This window comes from Pseudomonas guariconensis (genome assembly GCF_015680235.1).
In the GTDB taxonomy this organism is placed as follows: Bacteria; Pseudomonadota; Gammaproteobacteria; order Pseudomonadales; family Pseudomonadaceae; genus Aquipseudomonas; species Aquipseudomonas guariconensis_A.
Genome location: NZ_JADLJL010000005.1, coordinates 123476 through 145241, shown reverse-complemented (window position 1 = coordinate 145241; position 21766 = coordinate 123476). Strand labels below are relative to the sequence as shown.

Genomic DNA, 21766 nt, shown 5'->3' with positions numbered 1-21766 from the left:
GAACCGCATCATGTTCAAGCCCCTCGCACTTGTCGCTGCCGTATCCGCTGTGTTCAGCCTGCAGGCTTCGGCTGCCGCGACCCAGTTGACCGTATACACGGCCCTGGAGGCCGAGCAGCTCAAGAGCTACAAGCAGGCTTTCGAAAAGGCCAACCCGGACATCGAGATCAAATGGGTGCGCGACTCCACGGGCATCATCACCGCCAAACTGCTGGCCGAGAAGGACCGCCCGCAGGCCGATGCGGTTTGGGGCCTGGCCGCATCCAGCCTGGCGATCCTCGACCAGAACGGCATGCTCGAGGCCTATGCGCCCAAAGACCTGGGCAAGATCTCGCCGAACTACCGGGATGCGGCTAACCCGCCGGCCTGGGTCGGCATGGATGTATGGGCTGCGACTATCTGCTTCAACACCATCGAGGCCCAGAAGCAGGGGCTGAGCAAGCCGGTGAGCTGGCAGGACCTGACCAAGCCTGAATACAAGGGCAAGATCGTCATGCCGAACCCGGCGTCGTCCGGCACGGGCTTCCTGGATGTCAGCGCCTGGTTGCAGACCTTTGGTGAACCGCAGGGTTGGGCCTACATGGACGCCCTGCACCAGAACATCGGCCAATACGTCCATTCCGGTTCCAAACCGTGCAAGTTGGCGGCTGCCGGCGAGTTCCCGATCGGTATCTCGTTCGAATACCCGGCCGTGCAGCTCAAGCGCCAGGGTGCGCCGCTGGACATCGTCCTGCCCAAGGAAGGCCTGGGCTGGGAAATCGAGGCCACCGCAGTGATCAAAGGTTCGCCGAAGGCCGATGCGGCCAAGCGCCTGGCCGACTTCTCGGCGAGCCCGGCCGCCATGGAGCTGTACAAGGAAAACTTCGCGGTGCTGGCTGCGCCGGGTATCGCCAAGCCTCAGACCGAGCTGCCGGCGGACTACGAGCAGCGCCTGATCAAGAACGATTTTGCCTGGGCCTCGAAGAACCGCGACCAGATCCTCGCCGAGTGGCGTAAGCGCTACGACGGCAAGTCGGAGAAGGTTGCCCAACAGTAAAGGCATCGCGAGGCCTACGGCCTCGAATCGCCGGCAAGCCGGCTCCCACCTGTCCTGCGCTTGCCGCCGTACTTGTGGGAGCCGGCTTGCCGGCGATTGGGCCTAAAGGTTCTTCACCAAGGCGTCGAGTTGCTCCTGCCGCTCGGTCTGGTTGAGGCGCGCCCCAGGGTTGAGCGACGACCACTGCGGATGTGCCCGCGCACGCTTGAGCGCCTCGGGTAGCTTGCCCTCGCGCCAGGTGCTTTCATCCAGCTCACCCAGGCGAATGCTGTCTTGCGCCGCGTGCCCGCGGCTGTCGAGCGCGGCGATCAGCTGCTGTTGGCGCAACGCCAGCAGGCGCAGCACGGTGTCGTCCACGGTCAGTTCACGCTGGCCCTTGAGCTTGCCCATCAACCGCGACCCATAGTTGCGCGCGGTCTGCAGCGCACCTCCGGCAATGGCCCCGGCCAGCGCTGCGGCGCCCAGGGTCAGGCCGCCCACCAGCAGGTCCACCCCGGCTCCGGCGGCGGCTCCGGCGGCGACGCCGCTGCCCAGGCGCACCCCCAGCAGCTTGAGGGTTTCGGGGTTGAACAGGTCGTCCCCCCAGCGCCCGTCCAGCAAGGGCAGGTCGCTGGCATGGGCGTCCTCGCGGCGGAAGGCGTAGAGTCTGAGCAGCGCCTCGACGCAACGTTGCTCCCGCTGGCGCACTTCGTGGCGCAGGGCTTCGATGGCCTGCGCCTCGGCGGCTGGCTCGGCGGGTACGCTGCGCCGGCAGGCGGCGCAGTCGAGCAGCAGCTCGGCGACCAGGCGCTTGGCACCCTGGCGCCGGGCCAGACGCTGGACCTGTTGGTCATCGACCAGGCGCTGCAGGGCCGGGCGGGCATCTTCCAGGAGCAAGGCCAGACTCTCGTACAGGCGGCGCTCGCCATCTTCCGGTGGCGCCACGCTGTCGAAACGCACCAGCGCATGCAGGCCCAGACGGGCCAAGGCCTCGCGCCACTCCGGCTCACGGTGCTGGTTGCTGGCGACGAAGTTGAGCACCGGTAGCAATGGCTTGCCGCAACTGGCCAGGACTTCCAGTTCGTCGCGGTACTTGGCCAGCACCGGCTCGCGCGCATCGATCACATAGAGCCCGGCGTTGCTGGCCAGCAGCTGGCGCAGCACCTTGGCTTCCTGCTCGAAGCGCTGACGGGCCTCGCTGCCCTGCAGGAAGCGCTCCAGCCGCGCCGGGCCATCCAGGCGTTCGCCGGGGCGTTCCAAGCGCTCCAGGTAGTCGAGCAGGGCGATGGCATCTTCCAGTCCCGGCGTGTCGTACAGCTCCAGCAAGGGCTGGCCGTCCACCGACAGGCGTGCGCCTTCCACGTGGCGGGTAGTGCTGGGGCGATGGGAGACCTCGCCGAAGCCGACGTCACGGGTCAGGGTACGCAGTAGCGAGGTCTTGCCGACGTTGGTATGGCCGACCACGGCCAGCTTCAGGGGCTCAGTCATGGCCATGCTCCAGCCAGGTCAAGGGCGCGGTGTCGGCGTGGGGCAGGCCGAGACGGTCAAGGGCGTCGTGCCAATCGCCCAGGCGGTCGGCATCCAGCGGCTGGCCGGGAAGCGCCTGGAGCAGCCAGATTCGCGTGGCGCCGGCATTGCGTGCTAGCTCGGCCAACAGCGCGAGGCTGCCACGATCCGGCGAGCGGCGCGGGTCGCAGGCGATGGCCAGGCGTGCCGGCGGGAAGCGGCTGAGCTGCTCCAGCAGCTTGTGGCGCGACTCGCGGCTGTCGAGCACACCGGCATTGCCGATGCTATGGGGCAAGGCCGGTGGCCAGGAACGCTGGTCGTCCAGCTCCAGGCCGACCAGCAGGGCGCCGCCGTCCTGGCTTTCGCGCTGGGCTGCCTGGAACTGCGGCAGGGCCTCGGGAGCCGCATCCTGCACGCCGAGCCGCTCGCTGCTGGGCATCAGCACATCGCGCAGCTGGCTATAGCCCGGCAGGTTCAGGTCCAGGGCCAGGCGTTCGCGCCCCTGGCGCCAACGCCACAGGCACAGGGCGGCCAGCAGCAGGCGTGGCAGCAGCCCATACACCAGCACCACGCCGAGCAGCCAGCTGGCCCAGGCCTGGCGTGCCAGCTCCAATGCCGGCAAGGTATCGCCGCTGGCGCGGATCATGGCCTCGTCCGGCACCGCGAAGCCCAGCAGCGACGGTAGTGCGCCCAAGGTTTGGGTCAGGCCGATGAAGGGTTCGGCGGCCAGCAAGGTGGTTTCCCAGACGAAGCCGTAGCGCCGGGTGGCCAGCAGGGCCAGCAGCATGCCCAGCGCGACCGCCATCGCCAGCGACCACAGGCTGTGCACCAGAACGCCCAGCAACCAGCGGTTCAGGCGTTGGCGCTGCAGCATCACCAGCAAGGCCGGGGCCAGGTGTGCGGCCTTGGCGTTGCGCGCCAGGCGTTCGCTGAGCCATAGCCATAGGCGGCCAAGGCCCGCACCGTGCTCGCCGGCCAGTAGCAGGCCCGCAGCCCAGCCCAGCAGCATCAAGAGGTTCAGGCCAAGCAAGCTGCCCACGGCCCAGAACACATTCACCGGGCGCTGGCCATCGCCCAGGGCAGCCAGGCCCAGGCCTGCGCCGCTGAGCGTGGCGAGCAGCGACAGGGCCAGCAAGGCCAGACGCGCGCCTTGTTTCCAATGCCGCAGGGCATCGGCCATGCCATCGCGTTCGGCCAGCCACAGGGCGCGGGTTTCGATGCGCGCCGTCAGGTCGCCGCCCTGCTGGCGGGCGCGACGGTTGGCTTCCTGGTCCTCCAGGGGGCCGGCCTGTTCCTCGCGCAGGCGCACCGCTTCGGTAAGCCAGCGTTTGTCGAATCGGGTGGGTGCAGTCACGAGCTCTTCCATTGCACAAGTCAGGGCAAAGCATAACCCAGGCGCCGGGTGCTATCCTCGCCCCCATGAATACATCACTCCCTCTCAGCCTGATCGCGGCGCTCGCCGAGAACCGCGTGATCGGCATCGACAATTCCATGCCCTGGCACCTGCCGGGGGACTTCAAATACTTCAAGGCCACGACCCTGGGCAAGCCGATCATCATGGGGCGCAAGACCTGGGATTCGCTCGGGCGACCGCTGCCGGGCCGGCTGAACATCGTGGTCAGCCGCCAACCGGGCCTGACGCTTGCCGGGGCTGAAGTGTTCCCGTCGCTGGAGGCCGCGGTGGCGCGCGCCGAACAGTGGGCACGGGAGCAGGGGGTTGGCGAGCTGATGCTGATCGGAGGCGCGCAGCTGTATGGGCAGGCGTTGGAGAAGGGGCTGGTGAACCGGATGTACCTGACCCGGGTGGAGCTGTCGCCGGAGGGGGATGCGTGGTTCCCTGAGTTCGACAAGGCGCAATGGACGCTGACCTCGACTGAGCCGCAGGTCGAGGAAGGCAAGCCTGCCTATCATTTCGAGGTGTGGGATCGGGTTTGAGCACTGGGGCCGCAAAGCGGCCCCAACGCCTTAGGAGTGGCTCAGCTCAGCATGCGCATCGTCGCCCAGCACCTGCTGGTCGGTCTGCTTGAGCAACTGGCTGGTCACGACGCCCGCCATCATCGACCCATTCACGTTCAACGCCGTGCGGCCCATGTCGATCAGCGGTTCCACCGAGATCAGCAGCGCCACCAGTTCCACCGGCAGGCCCATGGCCGGCAGCACGATCAGTGCGGCGAAGGTCGCGCCGCCGCCGACGCCGGCCACGCCCGCCGAGCTGAGGGTGACGATGGCCACCAGGGTGGCGATCCACAGTGGGTCGAAAGTGTCGATGCCCACTGCCGGGGCGACCATCACTGCCAGCATGGCAGGGTACAGGCCGGCGCAGCCGTTCTGGCCGATGGTCGCGCCGAACGAGGCGCTGAAACTGGCGATCGACTGCGGCACACCCAGGCGACGGGTCTGCGCCTCGATGTTCAGCGGGATGCTCGCGGCGCTGGAGCGGCTGGTGAAGGCGAAGGTCAGTACCGGCCAGACCTTGCGGAAGAAGCGCAGCGGGCTGACGCCGGTCGCGGCCAGGACCAGGCCATGAACCACGAACATCAGCCCCAGGCCGAGGTACGAGACCACCACGAAGCTGCCCAGCTTGAGGATGTCGTCCAGGTTGGAGCTGGCCACCACCTTGGTCATCAACGCCAGCACGCCGTAGGGGGTCAGCTTCATCACCAGACGCACCAAGCGCATCACCCAGGCTTGCAGGGTGTCGATGGCGGCCAGCGCACGGTTGCCCTTGTCGGCGTCGTCCTTGATCAGTTGCAGCGCTGCCAGGCCCAGGAACACGGCGAAGATCACCACACTGATGATCGAGGTCGGCTTGGCCCGTGCCAGGTCGCCCACCGGATTGCTGGGGATGAACGACAGCAGCAGCTGCGGGATGTCGAGGTTGGCGACCTTGCCGGCATAGTCGCTGTGGATAGCCTGCAAGCGGGCGCTTTCCTGAGCGCCGGCGACCAGCCCCTCGGCACTGAGGCCGAACAGGTTGGTCAGGACGATGCCGACCAACGCGGCGATGGCGGTGGTCAGCAGCAGCGTGCCGATGCTCAGCACGCTGATCCGGCCCAACGAGGAGGCATTATGCAGGCGGGCGACGGCGCTGAGGATCGAGGCGAAGATCAGCGGCATGACGATCATCTGCAGCAGGCCGACATAGCCGTTGCCGACCAGCTCGAGCCAGCCGATGGTGGCCTTGAGGACCGGGTGGCCGGCGCCGTAGAGCGTATGCAGCACCAGGCCGAACAGCACCCCCAGCACCAGGCCGAGCAATACTTTCTTCGCCAGGCTCCAGTCGGTACGGCGGGTTTGCGCCAGGCCCAGTAGCAGGGCCAGGAACGCCAGCAGGTTGAGTGACAACGGCAGGTTCATTGAAGCTCCAGGGTAAAGCAGAAGGGGCATCGCCTCTGCATGAGCGATTGCGAACGGAAATGCTAACAGCCTGAAAACAAACGAAATTATATCTAAATCGAATTTGCTTAGTCGCTATTGGAATATGCAGGTGTCGTTTTTGCGATGTTGCGTGGCGCTCGAAGCGGGTTGAAGGTCGTTGTAGGAGCTCCGGGCAAGGTGGGGGTTGTCTAGCGTTGCAGGTCCACTGTTCAGGAGAACTTGCAATGAAGTCTGCTCCGAAAGTCCTCGCCGCGGGCCTGGCCCTGCTGCTCAGCGTCGAGACATGGGCCACCGAGCTCAAGCACTGGCCCGCAGAGGCCGCCAAGCAGTTGGACAGCATGATCGCGGCCAATGCCCACAAAGGTAATTACGCAGTCTTCGACATGGACAACACCAGCTACCGCTTCGACCTCGAAGAAGCCTTGCTGCCGTTCATGGAGAACAAGGGTCTGATCACCCGTGACAAGCTCGACCCTTCGTTGAAGCTAATGCCGTTCAAGGACACCGCCGAGCACAAGGAGAGCCTGTTCAGTTACTACTACCGGCTGTGCGAAGTCGACGACATGGTCTGCTACCCCTGGGTCGCCCAGGTATTTTCCGGCTTCACTCTCAAGGAGCTGAAGGTCCAGGTCGACGAGATGATGGCTTCCGGCAAGCCGATACCGACCACCTATTTCGAGGGCGACCAGGTCAAGCGCATGGAGGTGCAGCCGCCGAAGGTCTTCACTGGGCAGACCGAGTTGTTCAATAAGCTCATGGAGAACGGCATCGACGTCTACGTGATCTCCGCCGCGTCCGAGGAACTGGTGCGGATGGTCGCGTCCGATCCCAAGTACGGCTACAACGTCAAGCCGCAGAACGTCATCGGCGTGAGCCTGCTGCTCAAGGACCGCGCCAACGGCCAACTGACCACGGCGCGCAAGCAAATCAGCGAAGGGGGGTATGACCCGAAGGCCAACCAGAACCTGGAGCTGACCCCTTACCTGTGGACCCCGGCCACCTGGATGGCAGGCAAGCAGGCCGCGATCCTCACCTATATCGATGAGTGGAAGAAGCCGGTGTTGGTCGGCGGCGACACGCCCACCAGCGATGGCTACATGCAGTTCCATGGTGTGGATGTGAACAAGGGCGGCATCCACCTGTGGATCAACCGCAAGGCCAAGTACATGGACCAGATGAATGGCATGATCGCCAAGAACGCTGCGGCCCAGGCCAAGGAAGGGCTGCCGGTGACGGCGGACAAGAACTGGGTGATCGTGACGCCGGAGCAGATCCAGTAAGACTGTGTAATGGGGCTGCCTTGCAGCCCTTTCGCGGCACGAGGCCGCTCCTACAGAGATTTGCGTGATCCCTGTAGGAGCGGCCTCGTGCCGCGAAAGGGCCGCGAAGCGGCCCCTTGGCCTTTACAGCCCTTCGAGCATCGCCTTGTTACGCACCGCACCCTTGTCGGCACTGGTGGCCAGCAGGGCATACGCCTTCAGCGCGGTGGTCACCTTGCGTGGGCGGGCTTCGGCCGGCTTCCAGCCTTTCTTGTCCTGCTCGATGCGGCGGTGCGCCAGCTCCTCGTCGCTGACCAACAGGTTGATCGAGCGGTTGGGGATGTCGATGAGGATCTTGTCGCCATCGCGCACCAGGCCGATGGCACCGCCTGCGGCGGCTTCCGGCGAAGCGTGGCCGATCGACAGGCCCGAGGTACCGCCGGAGAAACGGCCATCGGTGAGCAGGGCGCAGGCCTTGCCCAGGCCCTTGGACTTCAGGTACGAGGTCGGGTAGAGCATTTCCTGCATGCCCGGGCCGCCTTTCGGGCCTTCGTAGCGGATGATGACCACATCGCCTGCCTTCACTTCGTCGGCGAGGATGCCGCGCACAGCGCTGTCCTGGCTCTCGAAGATCTTGGCGGTGCCTTCGAATACCAGGATCGACTCGTCGACACCGGCAGTCTTCACCACGCAACCGTCCATCGCGATGTTGCCGTACAGCACCGCCAGGCCACCTTCCTGGGAGTAGGCGTGCTCGACGCTGCGGATGCAGCCTTCGGCGCGGTCGGCGTCGAGGGTGTCCCAACGGGTCGACTGGCTGAACGCGGTCTGGGTCGGGATGCCGGCCGGGCCTGCCTTGAAGAAGGTGTGCACGGCTTCGTCATCGGTCTGGGTGATGTCCCACTTGGCGATGGCTTCTTCCATGCTGCGGCTGTGCACGGTCGGCAGGTCGGTGTGCAGCAGGCCGCCACGGGCCAGCTCGCCGAGAATGCTGATGATACCGCCGGCGCGGTGTACGTCTTCCATGTGGTATTTCTGGATGTTCGGCGCCACCTTGCACAGCTGCGGCACCTTGCGCGACAGGCGATCGATGTCACGCAGGTCGAAGTCCACCTCGGCTTCCTGCGCCGCGGCCAGCAGATGCAGGATGGTGTTGGTCGAACCGCCCATGGCGATGTCCAGGGTCATGGCGTTCTCGAAGGCCTTGAAGCTGGCGATGTTGCGCGGCAGGACCGATTCGTCGTTCTCGCCGTAGTAGCGCTTGCACATTTCCACGATGGTGCGCCCAGCGGTGAGGAACAGCTGCTCGCGGTCGGCGTGGGTGGCCAGGGTCGAACCGTTGCCCGGCAGGGCGAGGCCCAGGGCTTCGGTCAGGCAGTTCATGGAGTTGGCGGTGAACATGCCGGAGCAGGAGCCGCAGGTCGGGCAGGCGCTGCGCTCGTACTCGGCGACCTTCTCGTCCGATGCCGAGGAGTCGGCGGCGATGACCATGGCGTCGACCAGGTCCAGGCCGTGGCTGGCCAGTTTGGTCTTGCCGGCTTCCATCGGGCCGCCGGAAACGAAGATCACCGGGATGTTCAGGCGCAGGGCGGCCATCAGCATGCCGGGGGTGATCTTGTCGCAGTTGGAAATGCACACGATGGCGTCGGCACAGTGGGCATTGACCATGTATTCCACGGCGTCGGCGATGATCTCGCGGCTCGGCAGCGAGTACAGCATGCCGTCGTGGCCCATGGCGATGCCGTCGTCGACAGCGATGGTGTTGAATTCCTTGGCCACGCCACCGGCGCGTTCGATCTCGCGGGCGACCAGCTGGCCCAGGTCCTTCAGGTGCACGTGCCCCGGGACGAACTGGGTGAACGAGTTGGCGATGGCGATGATCGGTTTCTTGAAGTCTTCGTCCTTCATCCCGGTGGCGCGCCACAGGGCACGGGCGCCGGCCATGTTGCGGCCTTGGGTGGAAGTCTTGGAACGATAATCAGGCATGAAGCACTCCTGGCGGCTGAATCAGGTCACGAATAGGGGAGTGAGCTTCTCTTTTCCTTGACGCCGAGGCCGGTTGCCGCTGGCACGGATGGGGGTCGAAGACCGCGCGGGATCGCCGCAGGCTGGACCAGAGCTCATAAACCCGCCGGGGATGACTGGCGATGAATGGGTCGATTCTACACCGCTGGCGCCCGGAGGGAATGGGCATATGGATGGTCGGCGGCCTCTGTACTGGGGTTCGGCGATGTTTTCGTCTTCCCTGGTGTTTGTAGGACGTTTCCCAAATCTGCAAAACCTACCCTGGCGGCGCTGACGCACCCGTTTGCTTGGCCTATTATCCCGGCGCCGCATGTGCGGCTTCACGAGACATGACCTCAATGGACCTTCCCAGTTTCAGTTCTTCGCGAACCTGCAATCTGGCACTGAGCGCGCCGTCGCCAGGGCTTCCGAAGGCTTGAGCCTGTCTGGCTGAGGTCTGCGGGCGCCTGTCACGGCGCCAGGAGAACCTCATGCAACACACCACCGATACGCTTGTTTCGCCCCTCGACCTGCGCCTGGCCGCCCAGGCCCGCCGCGACCACCTGCTGGATGGACGTCGCTACCCCGAAGGCACCGCCGGCGCGTTGATGACCAGCGAATACTCGAGCCTGGACAGTGGCCTGAGCGCCAGCCAGGCCATCGACATGCTGCGGCGCGAAGCCGCCGATGCCGAGACCATCTATCAATCCTACGTCCTGGATGCCCAGCGCAACTTGCTGGGTACCGTATCCCTGCGCGAGCTGATCCTCGCCGCCCCTGACCAGCCGATCGACCGGATCATGGTGCGCAAGGTCATCTGCGTGTGCACCGCCACCTGCCAGGAAGATGTGGCGCGGCTGATGCGCGAGCACGACCTGCTGGCCGTGCCGGTACTGGACGAGCAGGGGCGCCTGGTGGGTATCGTCACCTACGACGATGCCCTGGACGTGGTGGTCGACGAGGCCACCGAGGACTTCCACAAGGGCGCGTCGATCACCAACCATGTCGGCAACCTGAAGGACGCGACCATCGGCCTGCTGTATCGCAAGCGCGTGTTGTGGCTGGTGCTGCTGGTGTTCGGCAACCTGTTCTCGGGCGCGGGTATCGCGGCGTTCGAGGAAACCATCGCTGCACATATCGCCTTGGTGTTCTTCCTGCCGTTGCTGGTGGACAGCGGTGGCAATGCCGGTGCGCAGTCGGCGACCTTGATGGTTCGTGGCCTGGCCACTGGCGAGGTGGTGATGCGCGACTGGTTGCGCATGCTGACGCGCGAATGCGGCGTGGCATTGGCGCTGGGAGGCACCATGGCGGTGGCGGTGGCGTCGCTCGGGGTATTGCGCGGCGGCCCGGAGATCGCCGTGATCGTGGCCAGCAGCATGCTGGTGATCGTGTTGGTCGGCAGCCTGATCGGTATGAGCCTGCCGTTCCTGCTCAGCCGCTTCAGGCTCGACCCGGCTACAGCCAGTGGGCCCTTGGTGACGTCGATCGCCGATGCGGCGGGTGTGCTGGTGTATTTCGGGATCGCGTCGCAGGTGTTGGATATTTGAGTGAAACGGGGCCGCGTTGCGGCCCTTTCGCGGCACTAGGCCGCGCCTACAGGGGGTAGCGTTGTAGGCGCGGCTTTAGTGCCGATCAGCTATTGGGCAGCAACCGGCAGGTGATGCTCTTGATGTAGCGGGTCTCGGCGATGGCCGGGTGTACCGGATGATCCGGGCCCTGGCCACCGCGCTCAAGCAGCTGCAGGTTGCGGTCCAGGTGGCGGGCGCTGGTCAGCAGAATATTGTGCAGGTCGTCCTCTGGCAGGTGCATCGAGCACGAGGCGCTGACCAGGATGCCGTCCTTGGTGAGCATGCGCATGGCCTGTTCGTTGAGGCGGCGGTAGGCGGCCTCGCCGTTCTTCAGGTCCTTCTTGCGTTTGATGAAGGCGGGTGGGTCGGCGATGATCACGTCGAAACGCTCCTCGGCCGCCTTCAGCTCGCGCAGGGCCTCGAACACGTCGCCTTCGATGCAGGTCAGCTTCTCGGCGATGCCGTTGAGCGCCGCGTTGCGCTCCACGCCATCGAGGGCAAAGCCCGAGGCATCCACGCAGAACACTTCGCTGGCGCCGAATGCGCCGGCCTGTACGCCCCAGCCACCGATGTAGCTGAACAGGTCCAGCACGCGCTTGCCCTTCACGTACGGAGCCAGGCGCGCGCGATTCATGCGGTGGTCGTAGAACCAGCCGGTCTTCTGGCCGTCACGCACCGGCGCCTCGAACTTCACACCGTTTTCTACCAGCGGCACCCAGTCCGGTACTTCGCCATAGACTGTCTCGACGTAGCGTTCCAGGCCTTCGGCATCGCGGGCGGCGGAGTCGTTCTTGAACAGGATGCCGCTGGGCTTGAGCACCTGCACCAGGGCGGCGACCACGTCGTCCTTGTGGGCTTCCATGGTGGCCGAGGCCAGCTGGACTACCAGGATGTCGTGGAAGCGATCGACCACCAGGCCCGGCAGCAGGTCGGAGTCGCCGTAGACCAGGCGGTAGCAGGGCTGGTCGAACAGGCGTTCGCGCAGGGACAGGGCGACGTTCAGGCGGTGCACCAGCAGCGACTTGTCCAGCGGCAGCTTGGCGTCGCGCGACAACAGGCGGGCGCAGATCAGGTTGTTGGGGCTGACCGCCACCACGCCCAGCGGTTTGCCGGTGGCCGTCTCGAGGATCGCCTGCTGGCCGGCGCGCAGGCCTTGCAGCGGGGTCGCGGCGACGTCGACTTCATTGCTGTAGACCCACAGGTGGCCGGCGCGCAGGCGGCGGTCGGCATTGGCTTTGAGGCGAAGGCTGGGCAGGGACATGACGTCGCTCCGGGAAAAAAGAGCGGGATTATAGCGTGTTGGCCGAGGCGTGGGCGGTGGCCCTGTCGGGATTTCAACGCGCTTGAAGGCCCAATCGCCGGCAAGCCGGCTCCCACAAGTTGCTCTGTTCCTTGAGTCTGCGAGATCCCTGTAGGAGATTACCCAGCCCTTCGGGCTGCGCTGTCGCGCAGAGGACAAGCTGCTAGCGCCACCTTCTGTGGGAGCGGGCTTGCCCCGCGATCAAGGGCGAAGCCCTTGCCAGGCGACGGTGATATCGGGCCCGGCCCAATCGCGGGACAAGCCCGCTCCCACAGGGCCTACGAAATCAAATAGTTATGCGTTGTTCTATGAGAGCCGGCTCCCACAAGTTGCTCTGTTCCTTGAGTCCGCGAGATCCCTGTAGGAGATTACCCAGCCCTTCGGGCTGCGCTGTCGCGCAGAGGACAAGCTGCTAGCGCCACCTTCTGTGGGAGCGGGCTTGCCCCGCGATCAAGGGCGAAGCCCTTGCCAGGCGACGGTGATATCGGGCCCGGCCCAATCGCGGGACAAGCCCGCTCCCACAGGGCCTGCGAAATCAAATAGTTATGCGTTGTTCTATGAGAGCCGGCTTGCCGGCGATCAGGGGCTCAGGCCGCCAGGGCCTTGACCAACTGTTCGCTGAACGCCGGGATGTCATCAGGCTTGCGGCTGGTGATCAGGTTGCCGTCGACCACCACTTCCTCGTCCACCCAGTTGCCGCCGGCGTTGCGGATGTCGTCCTGCAGGGTCTTGTAGCTGGTCAGCCGGCGTCCCTGGGCCAGTCCGCACGACACCAGCAACCAGGCGCCGTGGCAGATCACCGCCAGCGGCTTGTTGGCCGAGTCATGGCTCTTCACCAGTTTTTGCGCCGCCGGGATGATTCGGATGGTGTCTGAGTTCTGTACCCCGCCTGGCAGTACCAAGGCATCGTAGAGGTCGAGGCTGGCCGCTTCGAAGGTGGCATCCACGGCAAACTCCTCCGCGGGTTTGTCATGGTTCCAGCCGCGCACGCTGCCCTCTTTGTCGCTCAGGATGTCGACCACCGCACCGTTGCGTTCCAAGGCCTCGCGCGGGCCGGTGAGCTCCGCCTGCTCGAAGCCGTCGGTCACCAGGAAAGCCACGCGCTTGCCGTTGAGTGTTGCGCTCATGGGAGTGTTCTCCTATTTCGGGATGGGCCTGTGAAAGGAGGCCTGCAAGGCATGGGGAAAGTTCCGACGTAACGCGCCAGTGGGTGCCCCGCCGGGCGGACGAGGGTAGAATTCGTCGTCCTTACCAAGTGTGCGCCCCATGTCCCAGGAACTCAGCCCCGAACAGATCCAGCAAGCCCTGCAAGGGATCAGCATTCCACCGCAGCCGCAGATCATGGTCGACCTGCAGTTCGAGCAGTACATGCCCGACCCGGACCTGGAGACCATCGCCCGGCTGATCGCTCAGGATCCGGGGCTGTCCGGTGCCTTGCTCAAGCTGGTGAACTCGCCGTACTTCGGCCTGGCCAACAAGATCGGCTCGATCCAGCGCGCGGTGAACTTGTTGGGCAGCCGCTCGATCATCAACCTGATCAACGCCCAGTCGATCAAGGGCGAGATGAGCGACGAAACCATCGTGACCCTCAACCGCTTCTGGGACACCGCCCAGGACGTGGCCATGACCTGCCTGACCCTGGCCAAGCGCACGGGTATCCAGGCGGTGGACGAAGCCTACACCCTGGGCCTGTTCCATGATTGCGGCGTGCCTTTGATGCTCAAGCGCTTCCCCGATTACATGGGGGTGCTGGAAGCGTCTTATGCCAACGCCGGCATGGACACGCGAGTGGTGGACACGGAAAACCGCATCTTCAACACCAACCATGCGGTGGTGGGCTATTTCACCGCCAAGTCCTGGCGCCTGCCGGAGCACATCAGTTCGGCGATCGCCAACCACCACAACGCCTTGGCGATCTTCCGCGACGAGTCTTCGCGCAACACCCCGCTCAAGAACCTGCTGGCGGTGCTGAAGATGGCCGAGCACATCTGCGCATCCCACCGGGTGCTGGGCAACCAGGCCCAAGACCATGAGTGGAACGTGGTCGGCCCGCTGGTGCTCGACTACATCGGGTTGTCGGAGTACGACTTCGAACACCTCAAGCAAACCATTCGCGAACTGGGCGGGCACTGACACCATGCCGGAACTACCTGAAGTCGAGACAACCCGGCGTGGCATCGCGCCGTACCTGGAAGGCCAGCGGGTCAGCCGTGTGCTGGTGCGCGACCGGCGCCTGCGCTGGCCAATCCCCGAGGACCTGGACGTTCGCCTGTCCGGGCAGCGCATCGTCACCGTGCAGCGGCGCGCCAAGTATTTGCTGATCAATGCCGAGGTGGGCACCTTGATCAGCCACTTAGGGATGTCGGGCAACCTGCGTCTGGTAGAGCAAGGCCTGCCGGTGGGCAAGCACGAGCATGTGGATATCGAGCTGGAGTCGGGGTTGGCGCTGCGCTACACCGACCCGCGCCGTTTCGGCGCCATGCTCTGGAGCCTGGACCCGCTCAACCATGAGCTGCTGGTGCGCCTGGGCCCGGAGCCACTGACCGACCTGTTCGATGGCGAGCGTTTGTTCCAGCTGTCCCGCGGGCGGTCCATGGCGGTCAAGCCGTTCATCATGGACAACGCCGTGGTGGTGGGCGTGGGCAACATCTACGCCACCGAGGCGCTGTTCGCGGCCGGCATCGACCCACGCCGCGAAGCCGGGGGGATTTCCCGGGCCCGCTACCTGAAGCTGGCGATCGAGATCAAGCGCGTGCTGGCCGCGGCGATCGAGCAAGGCGGGACCACGCTTCGCGATTTCATCGGCGGCGATGGGCAGCCGGGGTATTTCCAGCAGGAGCTGTTCGTCTACGGGCGCGGCGGGCAGCCGTGCAAGGTCTGCGGCACGACATTGCGGGAAGTGAAGCTGGGGCAGCGGGCGAGCGTCTATTGCCCACGCTGCCAGCGCTGAATTGGCAGGCCCAATCGCCGGCAAGCCGGCTCCCACAGGGGCCGCAATTTAGCTGGCTACCACATAGGCCGCAATTCAGCCTTGTAAGAGCCGGCTTGCCGGCGATTGGGCCCTGCAGGCTGGCCTGGGCTCAGGCCTTGCCGGTGATGCGCTTGTACTTTTCCATCAGCTCGTCGTGGGTCTCCGGGTGGGCTTCATCCAGAGGGATGCAGTCGACCGGGCAGACCTGCTGGCACTGCGGCTCGTCATAGTGGCCTACGCACTGGGTGCACAGGTTGGGGTCGATCACGTAGATCTCTTCGCCTTGGGAGATGGCCGCGTTCGGGCACTCGGGTTCGCAGACGTCGCAGTTGATGCAATCGTCGGTGATGATCAGGGACATGGGGGCTCCGGCCGGGGCTCTTGGCCCGGGCATGTATCAAACCAGTGGGCACAATTGTGCCGCATTCGCGCCCGCTGTGCACGCGGGCGCGATGATCAGGCAGTGGCGGTCACTTTTTGAAGCGTTCGGTCAGCGCCTCGGCCACCACCGGGTGGACGAACTTGCTGATGTCGCCGCCCAGCGCGGCGATTTCCCGGACCAGGGTCGAGGAAATGAACGAGTAGCGCTCCGAAGGCGTCAGGAACAGGCTCTCGACGTCAGGTGCCAGCTGCCGGTTCATGTTGGCCAGCTGGAACTCGTACTCGAAGTCCGACACCGCGCGCAGGCCGCGCAGGAACACGTTGGCACCTTGCTCCTTGGCGAAGTGCGCCAGTAGGCTGGAAAAACCGATGACTTCGACATTGGGCAGGTGCTTGGTGACCTCACGGGCCAGTTCCACGCGTTGTTCCAGAGGGAACAGCGGGTTTTTCTTCGGGCTGGCCGCCACCGCGATGATCACATGGTCGAACAGACGCGAGGCGCGCTCGACCAGGTCGCCATGGCCTTTGGTAATGGGGTCGAAAGTACCCGGGTACAACACTCGGTTCATCGCGTCATCCTGGCTGGAGTGCGTTGGGGAGTCGGATGGTAGCGCAGCGACTGCGCCCGGCCAAGTCGCGCGGCTGATTGGGGGCACTATAGACAGCCTGCCCGTGGCTTGTCATGCGCCCTGTGCCAATCGGCTGGCCAAGGCATCGCTGAGCAAGGCGCAAAGCGCATAGACCGACAGCTGCGGGTTGGCACCGATGCTGGTGGGGAAGAGCGAGCCGTCATGGATCGACAGGTTCTCCAGCTGGTGATGCCGGCCAAGGCTGTCGCACACCGCCTGGCGCGGGTCTTCGCCCAAGGCGCAACCGCCCATCACATGGGCACTGCCTAGCTTGGTTCGGAAGGGCTCCAGGCGCAGCTCGTCGATCATCGCCAGGGTTGGGCGCAGTTCACCGGCGAAGCGGGCATCGCTGTGTATCGGCATCACCCGCACAGCGCCGGCGGCGAACTGGATCTGCGCCATGCTCCGGTAGGCCCGGCACAGGCCATCGCGCAGGTAGTCGGTGAGCGGGTAGTCGAGCACGGGCGAGCTGTCGCCGCGCAGCTCCACCTGGCCGCCCCGGCTTTGCGGGTGGAAGCCGTCGCGCAGGAGCGCCAGCATCATATGGGTGTGGGGCAGTTCGGCCATGCGCCGGGCGTTTTCCTGGCCATGGGCGCCCAGCAGGGTACTGGCCAGGGCCGGGTGCAGCGGGGGCACTTCCAGTTTGTAGCCGATCGGCCCGTCGATACCCCCCTGCCATTGGAACTGGTCGCTGTAGATCGACTGGGGGGCACCGTAGTAGGGGTCGATGCGATCGGCGAACACGGCCGCGCTGAAATTGACCAGGTGCAGGAAGGTGCGCTTGCCCAGGCGCTGGTGCGGGTCGGGCGCTTCGGAGCGCAGCAGCAACCCTGGGCTGTTGATGCCGCCGCCGGCCAGGACATAGTGCCGGGCCCGTACACGGACCTGATGCCCGTTCGGCTGTACACCCTGGCTGTCGAGCGCCTGGCACAGCAGTTGGGAGATGCGTTCGCCGTTGTGCTCCAAGCGCTGCGCACGGGCCAGGTACAGCAGCTCGCCGCCTTGGTCGAGGGTCGCCGGGATGCGGGTCACCAGCATCGACTGCTTGGCATTGACCGGGCAACCCATGCCGCAATAGCCCAGGTTGCGGCAGCCGCGCACATTACGCGGGATCACCGCCCAGCGGTAGCCGAGTGCCTCGCAGCCACGGCGCAGCACATCGTTGTTGGCGTTGGGCGGCATGATCCAGGGCGTGATACCAAGGTCCTGTTCCACGCGTTCGAACCAGGGACGCAGTGCTTCGCTGTCCAGCCCCTTCACGTTGTGTTCGCGCGCCCAATGCTCGAGGGTTTGCGCAGGCGTGCGAAAGCTCGACGTCCAGTTCACCAGGGTGGTACCGCCCACGGCGCGGCCCTGGAGGATGGTGATGGCGCCATCCTTGCTCATGCGCCCAAGCCCTTCTTGGTAGAGGTGGGCGTAGGCCTCGTTTTCCAGCAGGTGGAAGTCGCTGCTGGTCTTGAGCGGGCCCTCTTCGATCAACAGCACCTTGAAGCCTGCGGCGCTGAGGATTTGCGCGCTGGTGGCGCCGCCTGCGCCGCTGCCGATCACGGCGACGTCCGCCTCCAGCGTCAGGTCCTGGCTCAGGCGCGAGCCATCATGGGTGATCCAGCCGCGGGCAAGGCCTTGGCGAAACGGGTCGGTCGTAGGCATTCGGGGATGCTCTTGTGGTTATGGGTCAGATCTTCGGCGGCCCTGGGTAGCCACAGGCGGCCCAGGCTTCGGGGCGCTCGTACCAGGCCATCAGCAGCAATTGCAGCAGCGAGGCGTGGCCCATGCGCAGTAGGTCCAGCGAACTGTTGCTCCAGCGGCGCAAGAAGGCATTCACCTGGGCCGGGCTGGCAGTTTCCCAATGGCCCCAGATGCCTGTCAGCGGGCCACGGGTCAGCGGCAGGCTGAGCACGTCGAACAGCTGGCGGGTGAGTTTGAGCATCTGCGGCGACAGTGCCGCCAGGGTGTGGTCCAGGCTGTGCAGCACCAACGGCGTGGAGGCCTGGGTGCCGGCGAGCACCACAGGTATCAGTGCATTGAGCATCGGCAGGTCATCGTCGCGCAGCACGCGCAAGCCCGCCGCCGGCGCTTGGGGCGCGCAACCGACCAGGCTGGCGGTGGCAAGGAAGGCGCTGGCGCCGAGGCTGAAGGCAAGCAGGTCACGGCGGTGCATGGCAGGGCCTCGCTCAGCGGATGAACAGTTTGAAGACCAGGCGCTGCAAGGCTTTGCCATAAGGCGGGTAGATCAGCCGGGCGGCGTTCAAGCGCTGCTTGGCCAGCACCGCCTTGGCCTTGCTGAAGGTCAGGAACCCCTCGTGCCCATGGTAATGGCCCATGCCGGAGGCGCCGATACCGCCGAATGGCAGGTCGTCCTGGGCGACGTGCAACAGGGTGTCGTTCAGGCATACGCCACCAGAATGGGTATGGCGCAGCACATGGGCCTGCTCGCCACGGTCATACCCGAAGTAGTACAGCGCCAATGGTCGTGGGCGTTGCTGGACATAGGCCAATGCCTGTTCGAGGGTGTCGTAGGGCACCAGCGGCAGCAGCGGGCCGAAGATTTCGTCCTGCATCACCTGCATATCATCGCTTGCCTCCAGCACCAGATGGGGTGGCAGGCGTCGGCCCTGGCGGGGTTCGCCGGGGTAGAGGTCGAGCACCCGGGCACCCTTGTCACGGGCGTCGGCCAACAGGTGTTCCAAGCGTTGCAGTTGCCGCGGGTTGATGATGGCGCTGTAGTCGGGGTTGTCGGCAATGCGTGGGTACAGCCGGTGCACGGCGCGCCGGTAGGCTTCGGCAAAGGCGTCGAGGCGCTCGCCGGGCACCAGCACATAGTCGGGCGCTACGCAGGTCTGGCCGGCATTGACCAGCTTGCCGAAGGCGATGCGCTCGGCTGCGGTGTCCAGCGGTACGCTGCCGGAAACGATCGCCGGCGATTTGCCGCCCAGTTCGAGGGTGACCGGGGTGAGGTTCTGTGCCGCGGCCGACATGACATGACGGCCTACGGTGGTGGCGCCTGTGAACAGCAGGTGGTCGAAAGGCAGGCGGGAAAAGGCCTGGCCAACCTCCACCTCGCCGAGCACGACGCTGACCAGGTCGCTGGGGAATACGCGCTCGAGCAGGGCCTTGAGCAGCAACCCGGTGGCTGGCGTGGCTTCGCTGAGCTTGAGCATCACCCGGTTGCCGGCGGCCAGGGCGCCGGTCAGCGGGCCGATGGCCAGGAGCAACGGGTAGTTCCAGGGCACGATGACCCCTACCACACCCAAGGGCTGGTAGAGCACCTGGGCGCGGGCCGGCTGGAAGGCCAGGCCGACCTGGCGCCGCGAGGGTTTCATCCAGCGATACAGGTGTCGCTCGGCATGGCGAAGCCCTTGGACGGACGGCAGCAATTCGGCCAGCAAGGTCTCGTCGGCACTGCGGCCTTCGAAGTCGCGATCAATCGCCTCGATCAACGGCTGTTGGTGCTCCAGCAACAGCTCGCGCAGGCTTTTCAGCCATTGCCGGCGCTGGGCCGCCGGGGGCATCGGGTTCGCGGCGAAGGCGGTGCGCTGGGCGGCGAACGTCGCCTGCAGGTCGCGGTCAGAATGCACAGGAGGCTGGGTGATTGGCGAGTTCATGGCGGCTCCGCGAAGGTGCGTGATGGCTAGAGCCTATACTCTAGTTTTTGCCTTGTGCAGCCCAGCAGGGGCAGGGAATTGAATTATTTATTGGCAGCAGGCTGTCGGAGCGGGTTTATCTGCGGATATCTCGGGTGCCGCGATCAAACACCACACAAACCATCGGTACATCCTTTGGCCGATACGCCGTAAGATGAAGCATCGCAGAACATGGAGCTGAGCATGGCCCCGCGCATGAAGACCCGAGAGCGCATCGTGCAGAACAGCCTGGAGCTGTTCAACCAGCAGGGCGAACGCAGCGTCAGCACCAACCACATTGCCGCGCACATGGAAATATCGCCCGGCAACCTGTACTACCACTTCCCTAACAAGCAGGCGATCATCGCCGTGCTGTTCAGCCAGTACGAAGAGCTGGTGGACAGCTTCCTGCGCCCGCCCCAGGGCCGGGTCGCTACGGTCGAAGACAAGCGTTTCTACCTCAAGGCCCTGCTGGCCGCGATGTGGAACTACCGTTTCCTGCACCGCGACCTCGAGCACCTGCTGGAGAGCGACCCTGAGTTGGCGGCCCGTTATCGGCGCTTCTCCCAGCGCTGCCTGCAGCAGGCCCAGGCCATCTACCGGGGCTTTGTCGACGCCGGCATCCTGGCGATGGACGCAGCGCAGATCGAATCGCTGACCATCAACGCCTGGATCGTCCTGACGTCCTGGGTGCGTTTTCTCAGTACCACCCGCGAGCACTCCGCCCACCTGGGCGAAGAGGCCTTCAAGCGCGGGGTCTACCAGGTACTGTTGCTGGAGCTGGGCTTCGTCACGCCCAGTGCCCGGGCTGCCGTGGACGCCCTTTGCGATGAGTTCCACGTTCCTTTCAACCAGGCCCTGGAGCAGTGAGCCGGGGTCTTTCGTGCCATCGATCAGGAGATTGTCATGCCCCTTGCGCAATTGATCACCCCACCACAGTTGGCCGAGCGCTTGGACGCGCCGGGGTTGGTGATCCTCGATTGTCGTTTTGCCTTGGAGGATGTGGATTACGGCCAGCGCAGCTATGCCCAGGGGCATATCGCCGGTGCGCACTTCGCTGACCTGGAGCGTGACCTGAGCGGGCCGGTGGTCAAGGGCCACACGGGGCGTCATCCATTGCCCGACCCACAGCGGCTGGTGGAGCGCCTGCGCGAATGGGGTGTGGATAACGACAGCCAGGTGGTGCTGTACGACGACGGCCCTGGTGCATTCGCCGCCCGCGCCTGGTGGTTGCTGGCTTGGCTGGGCAAGCGCGATGGGGTATTGATCCTCGATGGTGGCCTGAAGGCCTGGCACGCAGCGCATCTGCCGTTGAGCCTGGACCCTCCGGCCCGACGCGAAGGGACCTTCACCGGCACGCCGGACATGAAGTTGCTGATCGACGCCGAGCACCTGGCCAAGCGTCTGGACAAGCCGGAGCTGACCCTGATCGATGCCCGCGGTCTGCCGCGTTTTCGCGGCGAGGTCGAGCCGATCGACCCGGTGGCCGGGCATATCCCTGGCGCCCAGTGCGCAGCGTTCACCGACAACTTGGGGCCGGATGGGCGTTTTCTGCCTGTGGAGCAACTCAAGCAACGCTTTGCGGAAAAACTCGCAGGGCGGGCGCCGGAACAACTGGTGGCCTATTGCGGTTCAGGTGTGACCGCATGCCACAACCTGTTCGCCCTGGCGTTGGCGGGGTATCCATTGGGGCGGCTGTATGCCGGATCGTGGAGTGAGTGGATCAACGACCCGTCGCGTGGTGTGGCCAGGGGGGACTGAGCACGCTCCGATCGCCGGCAAGCCGGCTCCCACCGGTACTTCGCCAACCACACCCTGTGAGAGCGGGCTTGTCCCGCGATCAAGGGCGAAGCCCTTGCTTGGTGGCGGTGATAGCGGGCCTGGCCCAATCGCGGGGCAAGCCCGCTCCCACAGGCCCTGTGTACGCTTGTTGCGGGAGGTCACCCAGCCCTTTGGGCTGCGCTGTCGAGCAAAGAACAAACGGCCAGTGCTGACCCTCTGTGGGAGATTCTATGGTTGTGGGCAAGCCGGCTCCCACTGGTGCAGCGCCAACCACACCCTGTGGGAGCGGGCTTGTCCCGCGATCAAGGGCGAAGCCCTTGCTTGGTGGCGGTGATAGCGGGCCCGGCCCA

General features: G+C 65.3%; 19 protein-coding genes. 8 read left to right on the top strand and 11 right to left on the bottom strand.

What is annotated here, in order from left to right:
- Positions 1-10 precede the first annotated feature (10 nt).
- On the top strand, positions 11-1036 hold the full coding sequence (locus IRZ56_RS06215) for a putative 2-aminoethylphosphonate ABC transporter substrate-binding protein (RefSeq protein WP_196144135.1): 1026 nt from the start codon (positions 11-13) through the stop codon (positions 1034-1036).
- A 102-nt stretch (positions 1037-1138) separates the two neighbouring features.
- Here the strand turns inward: IRZ56_RS06215 and IRZ56_RS06210 are convergent, their stop codons facing one another.
- Both IRZ56_RS06210 and IRZ56_RS06205 read right to left on the bottom strand, forming a co-directional pair.
- On the bottom strand, positions 1139-2503 hold the full coding sequence (locus IRZ56_RS06210; RefSeq protein WP_196144134.1) for a GTPase/DUF3482 domain-containing protein: 1365 nt from the start codon (positions 2501-2503) through the stop codon (positions 1139-1141).
- Positions 2496-3887 carry a DUF2868 domain-containing protein gene (locus tag IRZ56_RS06205; RefSeq protein ID WP_196144133.1) on the bottom strand — a complete coding sequence of 464 codons (1392 nt, stop codon included), beginning with the start codon at positions 3885-3887 and terminating at the stop codon, positions 2496-2498. The genes IRZ56_RS06210 and IRZ56_RS06205 overlap by 8 nt, the downstream gene beginning before the upstream one ends.
- A 53-nt stretch (positions 3888-3940) precedes the next feature.
- Here IRZ56_RS06205 and IRZ56_RS06200 point away from each other — a divergent pair, with 53 nt between their 5' ends.
- Positions 3941-4456 carry a dihydrofolate reductase gene (locus IRZ56_RS06200; protein ID WP_196144132.1) on the top strand — a complete coding sequence of 172 codons (516 nt, stop codon included), beginning with the start codon at positions 3941-3943 and terminating at the stop codon, positions 4454-4456.
- A gap of 30 nt (positions 4457-4486) precedes the next feature.
- Here IRZ56_RS06200 and IRZ56_RS06195 read toward each other — a convergent pair whose 3' ends face one another.
- Positions 4487-5878 (bottom strand): L-cystine transporter, encoded by a 1392-nt coding sequence (locus tag IRZ56_RS06195; protein ID WP_196144131.1) that lies wholly within the window; start codon positions 5876-5878, stop codon positions 4487-4489.
- A gap of 245 nt (positions 5879-6123) precedes the next feature.
- Here IRZ56_RS06195 and IRZ56_RS06190 point away from each other — a divergent pair, with 245 nt between their 5' ends.
- Positions 6124-7179 carry a haloacid dehalogenase-like hydrolase gene (locus tag IRZ56_RS06190; protein WP_196144130.1) on the top strand — a complete coding sequence of 352 codons (1056 nt, stop codon included), beginning with the start codon at positions 6124-6126 and terminating at the stop codon, positions 7177-7179.
- A gap of 123 nt (positions 7180-7302) precedes the next feature.
- Here the strand turns inward: IRZ56_RS06190 and ilvD are convergent, their stop codons facing one another.
- Positions 7303-9144 (bottom strand): dihydroxy-acid dehydratase, encoded by a 1842-nt coding sequence (ilvD, locus tag IRZ56_RS06185; protein WP_196144129.1) that lies wholly within the window; start codon positions 9142-9144, stop codon positions 7303-7305.
- A 509-nt stretch (positions 9145-9653) separates the two neighbouring features.
- Between ilvD and mgtE the strand changes: the two genes are divergently transcribed.
- Entirely contained in the window at positions 9654-10709 is a 1056-nt protein-coding gene (gene mgtE / locus IRZ56_RS06180) for a magnesium transporter (protein WP_196144128.1), read from the top strand.
- Positions 10710-10794: 85 nt separating this feature from the next.
- Here mgtE and IRZ56_RS06175 read toward each other — a convergent pair whose 3' ends face one another.
- A complete protein-coding gene (locus tag IRZ56_RS06175) occupies positions 10795-11991 on the bottom strand; it encodes a class I SAM-dependent rRNA methyltransferase (RefSeq protein WP_196144127.1) in 1197 nt (398 codons plus the stop codon).
- 626 nt (positions 11992-12617) lie between these two features.
- Positions 12618-13157: a type 1 glutamine amidotransferase domain-containing protein gene (locus IRZ56_RS06170; protein ID WP_196144126.1), complete on the bottom strand. Its 540-nt coding sequence runs from the start codon at positions 13155-13157 to the stop codon at positions 12618-12620.
- Positions 13158-13350: 193 nt separating this feature from the next.
- Between IRZ56_RS06170 and IRZ56_RS06165 the strand changes: the two genes are divergently transcribed.
- Both IRZ56_RS06165 and mutM read left to right on the top strand, forming a co-directional pair.
- On the top strand, positions 13351-14163 hold the full coding sequence (locus IRZ56_RS06165; RefSeq protein ID WP_196144208.1) for an HDOD domain-containing protein: 813 nt from the start codon (positions 13351-13353) through the stop codon (positions 14161-14163).
- Between the two features lie 4 nt (positions 14164-14167).
- A complete protein-coding gene (mutM, locus tag IRZ56_RS06160) occupies positions 14168-14980 on the top strand; it encodes a bifunctional DNA-formamidopyrimidine glycosylase/DNA-(apurinic or apyrimidinic site) lyase (protein WP_196144125.1) in 813 nt (270 codons plus the stop codon).
- 130 nt (positions 14981-15110) lie between these two features.
- On the opposite strand, the gene IRZ56_RS06155 is transcribed toward mutM, so the two are convergent.
- From IRZ56_RS06155 to IRZ56_RS06135, 5 genes are all read right to left on the bottom strand, one after another.
- Positions 15111-15362 carry a YfhL family 4Fe-4S dicluster ferredoxin gene (locus tag IRZ56_RS06155; RefSeq protein WP_043208655.1) on the bottom strand — a complete coding sequence of 84 codons (252 nt, stop codon included), beginning with the start codon at positions 15360-15362 and terminating at the stop codon, positions 15111-15113.
- 109 nt (positions 15363-15471) lie between these two features.
- Positions 15472-15951, bottom strand: coding sequence for a pantetheine-phosphate adenylyltransferase (gene coaD, locus IRZ56_RS06150; protein ID WP_014861498.1), 480 nt, complete (start codon positions 15949-15951; stop codon positions 15472-15474).
- 111 nt (positions 15952-16062) lie between these two features.
- Positions 16063-17661, bottom strand: coding sequence for a GMC family oxidoreductase (locus IRZ56_RS06145; RefSeq protein WP_196144124.1), 1599 nt, complete (start codon positions 17659-17661; stop codon positions 16063-16065).
- Positions 17662-17686: 25 nt separating this feature from the next.
- Positions 17687-18172 (bottom strand): twin-arginine translocation pathway signal protein, encoded by a 486-nt coding sequence (locus IRZ56_RS06140; protein ID WP_196144123.1) that lies wholly within the window; start codon positions 18170-18172, stop codon positions 17687-17689.
- Positions 18173-18185: 13 nt separating this feature from the next.
- Positions 18186-19616: a coniferyl aldehyde dehydrogenase gene (locus IRZ56_RS06135; protein WP_196144122.1), complete on the bottom strand. Its 1431-nt coding sequence runs from the start codon at positions 19614-19616 to the stop codon at positions 18186-18188.
- Positions 19617-19838: 222 nt separating this feature from the next.
- Here IRZ56_RS06135 and IRZ56_RS06130 point away from each other — a divergent pair, with 222 nt between their 5' ends.
- Both IRZ56_RS06130 and IRZ56_RS06125 read left to right on the top strand, forming a co-directional pair.
- Complete coding sequence (locus IRZ56_RS06130) at positions 19839-20504, top strand: TetR/AcrR family transcriptional regulator (protein WP_196144121.1); 666 nt, start codon at positions 19839-19841, stop codon at positions 20502-20504.
- Positions 20505-20540: 36 nt separating this feature from the next.
- Complete coding sequence (locus tag IRZ56_RS06125) at positions 20541-21395, top strand: sulfurtransferase (protein WP_196144120.1); 855 nt, start codon at positions 20541-20543, stop codon at positions 21393-21395.
- Positions 21396-21766: the final 371 nt, after the last annotated feature.

Excerpts from the sequence above, each read along its gene's own strand:
- IRZ56_RS06215 (WP_196144135.1), top strand. The coding sequence starts at position 11 with ATGTTCAAGCCCCTCGCACTTGTCGCTGCCGTATCCGCTGTGTTCAGC.
- IRZ56_RS06210 (WP_196144134.1), bottom strand. The coding sequence starts at position 2,503 with ATGACTGAGCCCCTGAAGCTGGCCGTGGTCGGCCATACCAACGTCGGC.
- IRZ56_RS06205 (WP_196144133.1), bottom strand. The coding sequence starts at position 3,887 with ATGGAAGAGCTCGTGACTGCACCCACCCGATTCGACAAACGCTGGCTT.
- IRZ56_RS06200 (WP_196144132.1), top strand. The coding sequence starts at position 3,941 with ATGAATACATCACTCCCTCTCAGCCTGATCGCGGCGCTCGCCGAGAAC.
- IRZ56_RS06195 (WP_196144131.1), bottom strand. The coding sequence starts at position 5,878 with ATGAACCTGCCGTTGTCACTCAACCTGCTGGCGTTCCTGGCCCTGCTA.
- IRZ56_RS06190 (WP_196144130.1), top strand. The coding sequence starts at position 6,124 with ATGAAGTCTGCTCCGAAAGTCCTCGCCGCGGGCCTGGCCCTGCTGCTC.
- ilvD (WP_196144129.1), bottom strand. The coding sequence starts at position 9,144 with ATGCCTGATTATCGTTCCAAGACTTCCACCCAAGGCCGCAACATGGCC.
- mgtE (WP_196144128.1), top strand. The coding sequence starts at position 9,654 with ATGCAACACACCACCGATACGCTTGTTTCGCCCCTCGACCTGCGCCTG.
- IRZ56_RS06175 (WP_196144127.1), bottom strand. The coding sequence starts at position 11,991 with ATGTCCCTGCCCAGCCTTCGCCTCAAAGCCAATGCCGACCGCCGCCTG.
- IRZ56_RS06170 (WP_196144126.1), bottom strand. The coding sequence starts at position 13,157 with ATGAGCGCAACACTCAACGGCAAGCGCGTGGCTTTCCTGGTGACCGAC.
- mutM (WP_196144125.1), top strand. The coding sequence starts at position 14,168 with ATGCCGGAACTACCTGAAGTCGAGACAACCCGGCGTGGCATCGCGCCG.
- IRZ56_RS06155 (WP_043208655.1), bottom strand. The coding sequence starts at position 15,362 with ATGTCCCTGATCATCACCGACGATTGCATCAACTGCGACGTCTGCGAA.
- coaD (WP_014861498.1), bottom strand. The coding sequence starts at position 15,951 with ATGAACCGAGTGTTGTACCCGGGTACTTTCGACCCCATTACCAAAGGC.
- IRZ56_RS06145 (WP_196144124.1), bottom strand. The coding sequence starts at position 17,661 with ATGCCTACGACCGACCCGTTTCGCCAAGGCCTTGCCCGCGGCTGGATC.
- IRZ56_RS06140 (WP_196144123.1), bottom strand. The coding sequence starts at position 18,172 with ATGCACCGCCGTGACCTGCTTGCCTTCAGCCTCGGCGCCAGCGCCTTC.
- IRZ56_RS06135 (WP_196144122.1), bottom strand. The coding sequence starts at position 19,616 with ATGAACTCGCCAATCACCCAGCCTCCTGTGCATTCTGACCGCGACCTG.
- IRZ56_RS06130 (WP_196144121.1), top strand. The coding sequence starts at position 19,839 with ATGGCCCCGCGCATGAAGACCCGAGAGCGCATCGTGCAGAACAGCCTG.
- IRZ56_RS06125 (WP_196144120.1), top strand. The coding sequence starts at position 20,541 with ATGCCCCTTGCGCAATTGATCACCCCACCACAGTTGGCCGAGCGCTTG.